We start from the raw sequence: 12,905 nt of genomic DNA on the forward strand, positions 1-12,905 counted from the left end.
GCGGGCGCGGATACGGGCATGCTCGCGGTATGAGCGAACCGAGTGCGCCCGGCGGGGTCCGGCTGGCCTCGGCACAGGGCCGGTGGGTGCTGGCGACGGCCGTGCTGGGGTCCGGCATGGCGATGCTCGACAGCACCGTCGTCAATGTCGCCCTGCCCAGGATCGGCAGGGACCTCAACACGGACCTGGCGGTCCTCCAGTGGACCGTCACCGCCTACATGCTCACCCTCTCCTCGCTGATCCTGCTGGGCGGCGCCCTCGGCGACCGCTTCGGCCGGCGCCGGGTGTTCGTGATCGGCGTGGTGTGGTTCGCCGCGGCCTCGCTGCTGTGCGGGCTCGCGCCGGGCGCCGGGGTGCTGGTCGCGGCCCGGGCCCTGCAGGGCGTCGGCGGGGCGCTGCTCACCCCCGGCTCGCTGGCCCTGATCCAGGCCGTCTTCCACCCCGATGACCGGGCGCGGGCGGTCGGCGCCTGGTCGGGGCTCGGCGGTGTGGCCGCGGCGGTCGGCCCGTTCATCGGCGGCTGGCTGGTGGACGGGGCGGGCTGGCGCTGGGTGTTCTTCCTGAACGTGCCGCTGGCGGCGGTGTGCGTACCGGTGGCGCTGCGGCACGTCCCCGAGACCCGGGAGCGGGACGCCCGCGAGCGCCGCGGCTTCGATGTGCCCGGCGCGGTGCTGGGGGCGCTGGCGCTGGCCGGGGTGACCTATGCGCTGATCGCCGCTCCGGGCGGGGGCGCGGGGCCCGGCGTGATCGTCCCGGCGGTGGCCGGGGTGCTGCTCGGGGTGCTCTTCGTCCATGTCGAGCGGCGGCGGAAGGATCCGATGCTGCCCCCGGCGATCTTCGGCATCCGGCTGTTCTCGGCTGTCAACGCCGTGACGGTGTGCGTCTACGCCGCGTTCGGCGGCTTCTTCTTCCTCGCGGTGCTCCAGCTCCAGGTCGTGGTGGGGTACTCGGCGCTGCAGGCCGGTACCGCGCTGCTGCCCACCACCGTGCTGATGCTGCTGCTGTCCGCCCGCTCGGGCCAGCTGGGGCAGCGCATCGGGCCGCGGATCCCGCTCACCGTCGGACCGCTGCTGTGCGCCGCGGGGATGCTGCTGATGACGCGGGTGGGCCGGGGCGCCTCGTACTTCGCCGACGTGCTGCCCGCGCTGGTGGTGCTGGGCGCGGGCATGGTGACGCTGGTCGCGCCGCTCACCTCGACCGTGCTGGCGTCGGTGGACGTGGACCGGGCGGGCCTGGCCAGCGGCATCAACAACGCGGCGGCGCGGGCCGCGAGCCTGATGGCGGTGGCCGCGCTGCCGCTGCTGGCGGGCATCGGCCCGGAGGCCTACCGCTCGGCGGAGGCGTTCGGCGCGGCCTTCCGGCGGGCCATGCCGTTGTGCGCGGGCATCCTGGTGATCGGCGCGCTGATCGCCGCGCTGACCGTACGCGCCAATGTGCTGCGCGCCGCGCCGGGTGCCGAGGAGCCCTGCCGGGCGGAGACGACCTACCACTGCGGGGTGAGCGCACCGCCGCTGGATCCGGGCGAGACCACGGTCCGGCGGGTCCAGCGGCTGCCGCGCGGCGGGGGACGGCCGGGCCGGCCGGCCGAGGGGGACACGCCCTAGGAGACCGGGCCAGGCCTCCGGGCCCGTAGCCGCCCAGGCCGCCGGCCACCCGTATCCGCCCCCGTCCCGCCGTACCCCCCAGGGGCAAGATCCCGGCCGCCGCCCGCCCCGCCCCGGCGACCAGGCAGACTGGGGAGCATGGCCATTCACGAGAACCTGCTCGGGGGACCGCCCCCGACCCATCTGCCCGACGACCCGGAACCCCGCGAACTGCTCGCCTCGGGCACGGCGCCGTCCGACGTCGCCGCGAAGTACCCGACCTCCTCCCTGGCCTGGGCCCAGCTCGCGGACGACGCCTTCGAGCAAGGCCGGGTCGTGGAGTCGTACGCCTACGCCCGCACCGGCTACCACCGCGGCCTGGACGCGCTGCGCCGGGCCGGCTGGAAGGGCCACGGCCCGGTGCCGTTCGAGCACGAGCCCAACCGCGGCTTCCTGCGGGCGCTGCACGCCCTCGCCCGCGCCGCCCAGGCGATCGGTGAGCAGGAGGAGTACGAGCGCTGCTCGACCTTCCTGCGGGACTCCTCGCCGACCGCGGCCGACACCCTCAGCTGAGGGGCTGCCTCCGGTTCTCCCCGCAGCAGGGCCGTCGCCCTCCCGCGGGGACCTGCCGGGCAAGATCAACGGGCCGGCCGCGTGATCGCGGTCGGCCCTTGCGCGGTCGCTGCCCAGCACGGATCATTTCCAGTGGGCCGGGTCATCCCGCGCCCGAGGGGACCGGGGCTCCCGAGCCGACGAGGAAGGGGCGGACCGCTACCCGGTAGTTCGCACCTGAGGAGTCCCTCATGTCGCAGCCGTCTCCCACCGACCCCGTGGACAGCGCCTCGACCGCACCGGCAACGGGCCTTGCACCGGCCGGCACCGCCGAGCCCGACCCGCCGTTCGCCCCGGATCTCAGCATCGGCAGCAGCGGGACGACCCCGTACGAGGACTACGTCCAGGCGGACGTCCTCACCCACCTGCAGCACCCGCTCTCCGACGACCCCGGCGAGATGGTCTTCCTGGTCACCACCCAGGTCATGGAGCTGTGGTTCACCGTCATCGTCCATGAGTGGAGCACCGCCGCCAAGGCGCTGCGCCGCGACGACCTGGCGGAGGCCGAGGAGGCGCTGCGCCGCTCCACCTACGAGCTGGAGGCGCTGAACGCCGCCTGGAAGCCGCTCGCCCGGCTGACCCCGGCGCAGTTCAACGCCTACCGCAGCGCGCTCGGCGAGGGGTCCGGCTTCCAGTCCGCCATGTACCGGCGGATGGAGTTCCTGCTCGGTGAGAAGTCCGCGTCGATGCTGGTGCCGCACCGCGGCGCCGCGCGGGAGCACGCCGAACTGGAGAAGGCCCTCCAGGAGCCGAGCCTGTGGGACGAGGTGCTGCGGCTGCTCGCCCGCCGCGGCCATGCCGTGCCCGAGGCCGTCCTCCGGCGGGACCCCGCGCTGCGCTACGAGGCCGACCCGGCCGTCGAGGCCGTCTGGGCCGGGATCTACGCCGGGCCGCAGGATTCCGACCTCGTCCGGCTCGGCGAGGCGCTGACCGATGTGGCCGAGCTGGTCTGGCGCTGGCGCAACGACCACCTGGTCGCGACCCGGCGAGCGATGGGAGCGAAGATGGGCACCGGTGGTTCCGCGGGGGTGGCCTGGCTGGAGAAGCGGGCACGCAAGAACGTCTTCCCGGAGCTGTGGACGGCGCGCAGCCATGTCTGAGACCCCGGAATTCCCCGACCACGCCGGCCTCCAGGAGCCGTCCGGCGCCCGCGAGCATGCCGCGCGCGCCGCGGAGCGGGACGCCGCCGATCCGCTCGCCGCGATCCGCGACCGCTTCGTCCTCGACGCCGCGCCCGATCACGCCTCCGGCGACGCCGCGGTCTACCTGGACGGCAACTCCCTCGGCGCGCTGCCCCGTACGGTGCCCGGCCGGATCGCCGATGTCATCGCCCGCGAGTGGGGCGAGCTGCGCATCCGGTCCTGGACCGAGTCCGGCTGGTGGACCGCGCCCGAGCGGGTCGGCGACAAGATCGCGCCGCTGATCGGAGCGGCACCGGGCCGGGTGGTGGTCGGCGACTCGACCAGCGTCAACCTCTTCAAGGCCGTGGTGGGCGGCGTCCGGATGGCCGGCAAGGGCTGCACGGAGATCCTCGTCGATGCCACGACCTTCCCCACCGACGGCTATATCGCCCGGTCAGCGGCCCGGATGACCGGCCTCGCGGTGCGCCCGGTCGAGCCCGCCCGGATCGCCGACGAGGTCACCGAGCGGACCGCGCTGGCGCTGGTCAACCACGTCGACTACCGCACGGGACGGCTCAACGACCTGCCCGGCATCACCCACGCGCTGCACTCCGCGGGCGCGCTCGCCGTCTGGGACCTGTGCCACAGCGCCGGTGCGCTGCCGGTCGGGCTCGATGCGCACCACGTCGACCTCGCCGTGGGCTGCACGTACAAGTACCTCAACGGCGGCCCGGGGGCGCCCGCCTACCTCTACATCCGCGAAAGCCTCCAGGAGCGGTTCGAATCGCCGCTGCCGGGCTGGAATTCGCACGGCGACCCGTTCGCCATGGACCCCGCGTACGTCCCCGCCGAGGGCATCACGCGCGGCCGGGTCGGCACCCCCGACATCCTGTCGCTGCTCGCGCTGGAGGCGGCGCTGGAGGTCTGGGACGGGGTGTCCATCGAGGCCGTACGCACCAAGAGCCTCGCCCTGACCGACTTCTTCCTGGAGTGCGTGAACGCCTACGTGCCGCCGGGCCGGGCCCGCTCCGTCACGCCGTACGACCACCGGCGGCGCGGCAGCCAGGTGTCGCTGGAGTGCTCCCACGCGGCGGAAGAGGTGATGGACGAGCTGATCCGGCGCGGGGTGGTCGGCGACTTCCGCCGGCCCGACGTGCTGCGCTTCGGCTTCACCCCGCTCTACACCTCGTTCGCGGACGCCGAGCGGGCGGCGTGGGTGCTCGGCGAGGTGCTGCGGGCGCTGCCCGAGGTCGAGTCCGGGGCGGCCGGGGCCGGCGGGTGAGCGCGGCGGACGAGGAGGCGGCGCTGCTGGGGCTGGCCCCGGTGGCGCCGGACCGGACGGTGGCGTACGGGCCGCATCCGGACCAGATCGTCGACCTGTACCTGCCGCGGGCGGCCGAGGACGCGCGGGCGGCCGAGGACGCGCGGGCGGCCGAGGGCGAGCGGCCGGACGAGGGCGAGCGGTGGGCCGACGGCGAGCGGAGGGCGGACGAGGCGAGGACGGCCGACGGGGCACCGGCGCCGGCGGCCGGGCCCCCGCTGGTCGTCCTCCTGCACGGCGGCTTCTGGCGCGCCGCCTACGACCGCCGCCATCTGTCGCCGCTCGCCGCCGCACTGGCCGCGCAGGGGCTGCCGGTCGCGCTCGCCGAGTACCGCAGGGTCGGTGCGGGCGGCGGGGCGCCGCAGACCTTCGACGATGTGACGGCGGGCCTCGCGGCGGCGGTGCGCGAACTGCCGGGGGGCGGGGATGTGGTGCTGGCCGGCCACTCCGCGGGCGGCCAGCTCGCGCTGCTCGCCGCCGCCCGCCCCGGCACCCGCGTCTCCCGTGTCCTCGCCGTCGCACCGGTCGCCGACCTCGCCCGCGCCCATGCGCTGGGCCTGAGCAACGGCGCGGTCGCCGAACTGCTCGGCGACGGGCCCGGCCTCGCGGACCGGATCGCCGCTGCCGACCCGGTGTGCCACCCGCCCGCCGGCGTCCCGGTCACGATCCTGCACGGCACCGACGACCCGGACGTCCCGCTCGACCTCTCCCGTCGCTACGCCGCACACAGCCCCGGCACCACGGACCTGCGCGAGCTGCCCGGCGTCGGTCACTACGGCCCCGTCACCCCCGGCAGCCCCAGCTGTCACACACTCTTCGCCCAACTGCGCCGGACCTGTAGTACTTGAGGCGGACCTCGGCAGATCCTCACTGGTGGGGACGCCCGGGGGCCCTTCGTTGCTTACCTTTGTCAGCGTGAACGACACCACCCAGACGCAGAGCCACCTGCGTTCCGAGGCCCGGATAGCCCACGGGGCCCTGCACCGGCTGCGCCAGGACCTGTTCGTCGGCGCCTTCGCCTTCCGTCCGATGCCGCCGCTGGAGGACGCCAAGGTGTCCCGGTGGCTGCCCTTCCTGCCGCAGCGGCTGCGGCACTGGGCGCGGTGGCTGCCGCACTCCCTCGTCGGCTTCTTCTCGGCGTGTGTCTTCCTGGCGAGCCTCGCCGACAGCGACGGGGGCGGCTCGCTGCGCGGCGTCCTGGTTACCGGCTTCAGCGCGCTGGTCGCCGCCGGGCCGTTGCTCACGCTCTTCCGCCCGGTGGGTGCCTACTGGCTGTCCGCGGGTGCCTTCGCCGTGTCGGCGGTCACCCACGCAGCCTTCGCGTCCCCGTTCGCCAGCGTCATCGGGGGGGCGGCCTTCGCCACCCACGTCGCCGTGATGGTCCTCGTGGTGCTGCGCACCCGGCCCCGGCTGGCCATCGAGATGTGGCTGGTCACCTTCGCCGTGGCGGCCGTGCTGACGGCGGCCCTCGGCGAGAACCCGGGCGATCTGCCGCCGACCGCGTTCTTCTGCGGTGTGGTGCTGGTCTCCGCCGCCGCGATCCGCGCCTGGCGGGAGGAGCGCCGGCAGGTCGTCGAGACGCTGACCGCCACCGCGGAGGAGCGCTCCCGGCGCACGCTCCTGGAGGAGCGCGCCCTCATCGCCCGTGAGCTGCACGATGTGGTCGCCCACCACATGTCCGTGATCGCCATCCAGGCCGAGGCGGCGCCCTACCGCGTCAAGGACACCCCGCCCGAGCTCGCCACGTCCTTCGCGACGATCCGGGAGAACGCCGTCGCCGCGCTCGCCGAGCTGCGCCGCATCCTCGGTGTGGTCCGCTCCGCCGACCCGGACGCCTTCGCCGAGAACGACCCGGAGGCCCCGCAGCCGACGCTCGCCAGCCTCGACGCGCTGCTCGCCAGCGTCCGCAGCGCCGGGCTGACCGTCGAGGCGGTCACCACCGGTGCGCCCCGGCCGCTGCCGCAGGGCGTGGAGCTGTCCGCGTACCGGATCGTGCAGGAGGGGCTGAGCAATGCGCTGCGGCACTCGCCGGGCGCCGAGGCCCGGGTGGAGATCTCCTATGTGCTGGGCGGGCTGGGCGTACGGATCGTCAACGGTCCGCCGAGCCGCCTGGCCAAGCCCTCGCCGGGCGCGGGCCACGGGGTGCTCGGCATGCGGGAGCGGGTACAGATGCTGGGCGGCGAGATGACGGCCGATCACACCGAGGACGGCGGCTTCGAGGTCGCGGCGTTCCTCCCGGTGGTGCGCACGGCGGGCGAGAACACGGTGGGGGGCAAGGCATGATCCGGGTACTGATCGTCGATGACCAGGTGATGGTCCGTGAGGGCTTCTCCGTCCTGCTCAACGCCATGCCGGACATCGAGGTCGTCGGGGAGGCGGTGGACGGCCGGCAGGCGGTGCACAAGGTCGCGGTCCTCAAGCCCGATGTCGTCCTGATGGACATCCGGATGCCGGAGATGAACGGTCTGGAGGCGACCCGCGAGATCGTGGCCGCCGACGCGGACGCCAAGGTCCTGGTGCTGACCACCTTCGACCTGGACGAGTACGTCTACCAGGCGCTGCGCTCCGGGGCCAGCGGCTTCCTGCTCAAGGACGCCTCGGCCGGCCAGCTCGCCGACGGCGTCCGCATCGTCGCCTCCGGCGAGGCGCTGCTCGCCCCCACCGTCACCAAGCGCCTGATCTCGGAGTTCTCGCGTCTCGGCACCCCGCGCGCGCCGGCTCAGGAGCGCATCGCCGATCTCACGGAGCGCGAGACCGAGGTCCTGGTGCTGGTGGCCCAGGGCCTGTCGAACGGCGAGATCGCCGAGCACCTCGTCGTGGCCGAATCGACGGTGAAGACGCATGTCAGCCGGATATTGGTGAAGCTGGGGCTGCGCGACCGCACCCAGGCGGCGGTGTTCGCGTACGAGGCGCGGCTGGTGACACCGGGGGGCTGAGGGCGCGCCGCGGCGTGTGGCGGGGCGCACGGCGCGGGCCGCCGGCGGGCGGTGCCCGGCCGGCGGCCCGTCAGCTCACGCCCTACGGCTGCGGGACCTCCCGCACCAGCCTCGACGTCCAGGGACACCAGACCAGGCCGGGCAGGAACGGCCCGCCGGCCTCGTCCAGATGCTCTTCGACATAGGGCGTGGTGGCGTCGCAGACCTCGACGGCGAAGTCGAAGAAGTCGATGGTCTCCGGACGGAGGTGGAAGCTCCAGCGCCAGTTGTACGGGGCGGGGCGCTTCTCGATCCTGCCGATGACATGCGGCTCCGAGTGGGACACACCGCTCAGCAGGTCCCGGGCGTGCTGGATCTTGCGGGGGTCGGTGAGCTTGATGACGAATTCCTCGCGGGTGACGTCCGTCATCACGAAGTAGGCCGCCGAGGCGTCCCCGGTGCGGTGTGCGGCGTCGCTCGCCTGCTTGCCCTGGGCGGGCCCGGCCGCCGCGACGGCGAGCAGTGCTGCCGCCGCCAGCATGCCGATCTTGGTGGTGATGCGTGGCATGAACCCCTCCGGTGCCGCGGGCCGTGGTCACGGCCGTGCATGCGGAAAGTAACCGGGGCGTCACACATTGCTCCAGAGTTACTACGGGTTAACGCGCGGGCAGGTGAAATCGCAGGGAGTGACTGGCCGTCGGGGGATTTCTGTGCTCTGTCCACACCCTGTGGACAGAGTGCGCGATCGCGGGGCGCTCACTCACCCCGGGGCAGCTGGAGCCGCCAGGCCCCCGGCTGCAGGGTCCAGGTACGGGTCCTGACCGGCCCGCCGACCACCGCATCCGCCCGGTAGTGGAAGTCCGCGCCGGACACCGTCACCGCCCGCGCCCGGGCCCGTACCGGCCGGCCCCCGCCCGGCCAGTGCACCACCACCTCGGCCAGCGCGTCCCGGTCCCCGGGCCGGAGCCCGTCCGCTCCCGCCCGTCCGCCGGGCACCACCGACACCCCGCGCACCGGCCGGTCCAGATCCGCCAGCAGCACCCCGTCCGCCTCGATCCGCAGCCGCTGCCCCGGCACCCGTGCGCGCCGCCCGCCCAGCCCGGCGGCCGGCGCGGCCAGCAGCGACAGCGCCGTACGGGCGGTCCGCGCGGCCGGCTGCCACCACGGCCGGTGCCCGTCGAGCCCGCCCGCCGGGCCGTCCGGCGCCTCCACGGCCTCCCGGGCCTCCCGCGGATCCGCCGGGGCCACCGCGGGGGCCGCGGCCGGCACATACACCCCGCCACCCTGCCGGGCCGCCGCGCTCGGGCAGGGGATCCGCAGCCCGCCGAGCACGATGCCGTCACTGTCGTCCGTGAGCAGGTCCCGCGGGCGCTCCCCGCCGTCCAGGACGGCGCGGGCGGCGGCCACCGTGTCCGTGGGGATGCCCAGCGCGCGGCTCAGCGCCACGGCGGCCGGAGCGCCCACCGGGACCATCGACAGCGGCACCGCGGCCAGCTCGCGTTCCTTGTGCAGCAGGCTCACCACGCGCAGCAGCGCCCGGTCGTCACCGATCACCACCGGCCGCCGGTGGCCGCGCCGGGCCAGGACCCGGGCGAATTCCTCCGGCCCGTCCGGAAGACAGATTTTCGCTCCCGCGCCCGCACACAGGACATCCTTCGCGATCCGCACGGACTCGCCGTCCGTACTGCGGGCGAGCGGGTCGATGACCACGAGCAGGGGGTGCCCCCGGACGGAGTCCACGGGAAAGTGCCCAGAAGGCTGCGCCGACACCTCGGTCCTTCCTCAGGTAGCATCTCGGTGCAAGAGCCCCTTGCGCTATTGCGCCAGGGGCTTCGTCTATTCCGGGGCACCGGTCCGATGTCTCCAGCGATGACGTGCGCGTGAACACGCAACGCCACGCCATCCACGCACGTTGGACATGCCCCGCCCGGAAGGGGTGTACGCCTGTGCCCGCACTTGTGCTGCTCGGTGCTCAGTGGGGTGATGAGGGCAAGGGAAAGGCCACCGACCTGCTCGGTGGGTCCGTTGACTATGTGGTGCGCTACCAGGGCGGCAACAACGCCGGCCACACGGTCGTCGTCGGCGACCAGAAGTACGCGCTGCACCTTCTCCCTTCCGGAATCCTCTCGCCGGGGTGCACCCCGGTCATCGGCAACGGTGTCGTGGTCGACCCGGCGGTCCTGCTCTCCGAGCTGAGCGGACTCAACGAGCGCGGCGTCGACACGTCCAAGCTGCTGCTCAGCGGTAACGCGCACCTGATCACGCCGTACAACATCACCGTCGACAAGGTGACGGAACGGTTCCTCGGCAAGCGGAAGATCGGCACCACCGGGCGCGGCATCGGCCCGACCTACGCCGACAAGATCAACCGCGTGGGCATCCGGGTGCAGGACCTCTACGACGAGTCGATCCTCATGCAGAAGGTCGAGGCGGCCCTGGAGGTCAAGAACCAGCTCCTGTCCAAGCTCTACAACCGCCGCGCCATCGAGGCCGACCAGGTCGTCGAGGAGCTGCTGGGCTACGCCGACCAGATCAAGGGCTATGTCGCCGACACCACCCTGATCCTCAACAAGGCGCTCGACGACGACAAGGTGGTCCTCTTCGAGGGCGGCCAGGGCACGCTGCTGGACATCGACCACGGCACGTACCCCTTCGTCACGTCCTCGAACCCGACCGCGGGCGGCGCCTGCACGGGCGCCGGCGTCGGCCCCACGAAGATCAACCGCGTCATCGGCATCCTCAAGGCCTATACGACGCGCGTCGGCGCCGGTCCGTTCCCGACCGAGCTGTTCGACGAGGACGGCGAGGCGCTGCGCCGGATCGGCGGCGAGCGCGGGGTCACCACCGGCCGCGACCGCCGCTGCGGCTGGTTCGACGCGGTCATCGCCCGCTACGCCACCCGCGTCAACGGCCTGACCGACTTCTTCCTCACCAAGCTCGACGTGCTCACCGGCTGGGAGCAGATCCCGGTCTGCGTGGCCTACGAGATCGACGGCAAGCGCGTCGAGGAGCTGCCCTACAGCCAGTCCGACTTCCACCACGCGAAGCCGGTCTACGAGACGCTGCCGGGCTGGTCCGAGGACATCACCAAGGCGAAGTCCTTCGCCGACCTGCCGAAGAACGCCCAGGCCTACGTCAAGGCCCTGGAGGAGATGTCCGGCGCCCCGATCTCCGCGATCGGCGTCGGCCCCGGCCGGGACGAGACGATCGAGATCAACTCGTTCCTGTCCTAGCCACGCCCCGCGGGGCCCCGGAGGCCCCGTAGCGCACCGGCAGCCGCGCACCTACTCCGCCCTGGAGTAGGTGCGCGGCTGTTTGTCGTGGCCCAGGAGCTCGCGGTGCAGGGTGCCGTCGCGGTTCAGGCGGAGGACGGAGCTGCTGCCCGGTGCGCAGCCGGGGGCGGGCCGGTCGACGACGGACGGACCGACGGTCAGGGTGCCGCCCTCCGCCGCGAACAGGTCGGCATGCGCCGTGCAGCGGCCGCCGCGGCCCATGACGACGGTGGTGAGGACCCTGCTGCCCGCCGGGGCCCGTGTGAGGGTGAGGCGCTGGGTGCCGAAGCCGTCGGCGTTCGGCCGCTGCCAGGTGCCGAGGTAGCGGGGCGGGACGGCGGATTCGGCCGGGCCGGTGCGGTGCAGGGTCGCGGTCCGGCCGGCCGCCGACCAGGCCAGGGTGCCGGCGCGGCCCGCCGTGAGGGTGTGCTCGCCGAGCGCGGCGCAGCGGCCGGCGGGGGCGGACCGGACGACCGTGGTGTCCAGCCGGAGCGCCGGGTGCCCGTCGTGCGCCGTGACGGACACCAGCTTGCCGTCGCTGCGGCATTCGTAGGTCGCGCCGAGGCTGGTGCTGTTGGCGACCACCTCGCCGGCCGTGCCGTTGGTGATCACGAACCGCCGCTGCTGCCCGGTGGGCTCCCCGTCCCGCAGCACCGGGCCCGTCCAGGTGCCGACGAAGCGGGCCGGGATGTCGGACGCGCTCCGGCCGGCGCTCGCGCCGCCGCTCAGCAGCGGGACCGCGACGGCGGTGGCGGCGGCCGCGGCGACGGCGCCGGCGGTGGCGAGGAGGAGGGGACGCCTGCGGGAGCGGCGGCGGGGCGCCGGTGCCAAGGTCCCGTCCGGGGGCGCCGGTGGAGTGGGCTCGTCCGGGGGCGGCGGTGCGGGAGCGGGGGAGGGGCGGGTGGACGTGAGCGTCGGCGGCTGGCCCCCGGGCGGGGTGTCGGTGTCCAGGAGGCGTACGGCGTGCGCTCCCAGGCGCGCGATCAGCTCCGCCGGCAGCCAGGGGGCGGCCGACGGGCCGCCGGGCACCGGCCCGGTCCGTTCGGCGATCTCCTCGGGGGCCGGCCGGGCCGCCGGGTCCTTGGCCAGGCAGTCCTGGAGCAGACCGCGGATGCCGTCCGGCGCGCCCGCCAGCTCGGGGTCCTCCTGCGCGATCTTGAACATCACGGCATGGACGCCCGAGGAGAGACTGCCGAACGGCTGCTGCCCGGTCGCCGCGTACGCCAGCACCGACCCCACACAGAAGACATCGCTGGCCGGGCCGGCGCGCTGCCCCCGTACCTGCTCGGGCGACATGAAGCTGGGCGAGCCGAGCACCGTGCCGGTGCGGGTCCGGGTCCGGTCGCCGACCGCGTCCAGGGCGCGGGCGATACCGAAGTCGATGACCCGCGGCCCGTCGATGGTCAGCAGCACGTTGGACGGTTTGAGGTCGCGGTGCACCAGGCCGCAGCCGTGGATGTCGCGCAGTGCGCAGGCCAGTCCGTACGCCAACTGCCGCAGCGAATGCTCCGGCAGCGGGCCGTAGCTCCCGGGGCGGCCGTACGAGCCGCCGACGACCTCGCTCAGGGTCGGGCCCGCGATATAGCCGGTGGCGACCCAGGGGACCGCGGCTTCGGTGTCCGCGTCCAGCACCGGCGCGGTCCACCGCCCGCCGACCCGCCGCGCGGCCGCGACCTCGGCCCGGAAGCGGTCCCGGAACTCCTCCTCCACGGCGAGTTCGGCCTTCACCAGCTTCACGGCGACGGTCCTGCCGCCCTCGGAACGGGCGAGGTAGACCCGCCCCATCCCGCCGCTGCCGAGACGGCTGACCAGCCGGTAGTCCCCGATCCACTGCGGATCGTCGGCCGTCAGCCCCCGCAGGCCGTCCATCCGGGTGCCCTCCCCCGTTCGTGGTGTGCCTGAGGCGCGTTCCGGCAGCAGGCGTGCTCCGAGCGTAGGCGGCCGGGGGTCGCGCCAGGGGCGGGGGATCGTCACGACGGGGGAACAATCGGTGCCCGGACGGGAGCGAGGGGCGTGACGGGGCGCGGGAAGGGGAGCGCGGCCGGGCGCCTCCCACGGGCCGTCAGCTCCTACGGGCCGTC

The 12,905-nt window shown here is 74.3% G+C and carries 11 protein-coding genes; 8 read left to right on the top strand and 3 right to left on the bottom strand.

Going from position 1 to position 12,905, the window contains the following annotated elements; translation table 11 throughout:
* Window positions 1-29 precede the first annotated feature (29 nt).
* The 7 genes from ABZ851_RS03705 (at window position 30) to ABZ851_RS03735 (ending at window position 7,573) form a co-directional block, all read left to right on the top strand.
* Window positions 30-1,604, top strand: a complete 1,575-nt coding sequence (locus tag ABZ851_RS03705) for an MFS transporter (protein WP_361121557.1) — start codon at window positions 30-32, stop codon at window positions 1,602-1,604.
* A gap of 138 nt (window positions 1,605-1,742) precedes the next feature.
* Window positions 1,743-2,156 (top strand): DUF3151 domain-containing protein, encoded by a 414-nt coding sequence (locus ABZ851_RS03710; protein WP_088798583.1) that lies wholly within the window; start codon window positions 1,743-1,745, stop codon window positions 2,154-2,156.
* Window positions 2,157-2,386: 230 nt separating this feature from the next.
* Window positions 2,387-3,295, top strand: coding sequence for a tryptophan 2,3-dioxygenase family protein (locus ABZ851_RS03715; protein WP_361121561.1), 909 nt, complete (start codon window positions 2,387-2,389; stop codon window positions 3,293-3,295).
* Window positions 3,288-4,598 (top strand): kynureninase, encoded by a 1,311-nt coding sequence (gene kynU / locus ABZ851_RS03720; protein ID WP_361121564.1) that lies wholly within the window; start codon window positions 3,288-3,290, stop codon window positions 4,596-4,598. Before ABZ851_RS03715 ends, kynU begins: the two co-directional genes overlap by 8 nt.
* Window positions 4,595-5,485: an alpha/beta hydrolase gene (locus tag ABZ851_RS03725; protein WP_361121567.1), complete on the top strand. Its 891-nt coding sequence runs from the start codon at window positions 4,595-4,597 to the stop codon at window positions 5,483-5,485. The genes kynU and ABZ851_RS03725 overlap by 4 nt, the downstream gene beginning before the upstream one ends.
* A gap of 115 nt (window positions 5,486-5,600) precedes the next feature.
* Window positions 5,601-6,920 carry a histidine kinase gene (locus tag ABZ851_RS03730; RefSeq protein WP_361121824.1) on the top strand — a complete coding sequence of 440 codons (1,320 nt, stop codon included), beginning with the start codon at window positions 5,601-5,603 and terminating at the stop codon, window positions 6,918-6,920.
* A complete protein-coding gene (locus ABZ851_RS03735; protein ID WP_088798580.1) occupies window positions 6,917-7,573 on the top strand; it encodes a response regulator transcription factor in 657 nt (218 codons plus the stop codon). Before ABZ851_RS03730 ends, ABZ851_RS03735 begins: the two co-directional genes overlap by 4 nt.
* Window positions 7,574-7,655: 82 nt before the next feature.
* On the opposite strand, the gene ABZ851_RS03740 is transcribed toward ABZ851_RS03735, so the two are convergent.
* Both ABZ851_RS03740 and ABZ851_RS03745 read right to left on the bottom strand, forming a co-directional pair.
* Window positions 7,656-8,120: a calmodulin-binding protein gene (locus tag ABZ851_RS03740; protein WP_361121570.1), complete on the bottom strand. Its 465-nt coding sequence runs from the start codon at window positions 8,118-8,120 to the stop codon at window positions 7,656-7,658.
* A 188-nt stretch (window positions 8,121-8,308) separates the two neighbouring features.
* Window positions 8,309-9,292: a hypothetical protein gene (locus tag ABZ851_RS03745; RefSeq protein WP_361121573.1), complete on the bottom strand. Its 984-nt coding sequence runs from the start codon at window positions 9,290-9,292 to the stop codon at window positions 8,309-8,311.
* A gap of 206 nt (window positions 9,293-9,498) precedes the next feature.
* Here ABZ851_RS03745 and ABZ851_RS03750 point away from each other — a divergent pair, with 206 nt between their 5' ends.
* The gene (locus ABZ851_RS03750; RefSeq protein WP_361121576.1) at window positions 9,499-10,785 is read left to right on the top strand and encodes an adenylosuccinate synthase; all 1,287 of its coding nucleotides are present in this window, start codon (window positions 9,499-9,501) and stop codon (window positions 10,783-10,785) included.
* Window positions 10,786-10,836: 51 nt separating this feature from the next.
* Here ABZ851_RS03750 and ABZ851_RS03755 read toward each other — a convergent pair whose 3' ends face one another.
* Entirely contained in the window at window positions 10,837-12,693 is a 1,857-nt protein-coding gene (locus ABZ851_RS03755) for a serine/threonine-protein kinase (RefSeq protein WP_361121579.1), read from the bottom strand.
* Window positions 12,694-12,905: the final 212 nt, after the last annotated feature.

The sequence above is a fragment of the Streptomyces sp. NPDC047049 genome (assembly GCF_040643995.1).
Classification (GTDB): Bacteria; Actinomycetota; Actinomycetes; order Streptomycetales; family Streptomycetaceae; genus Streptomyces; species Streptomyces mooreae.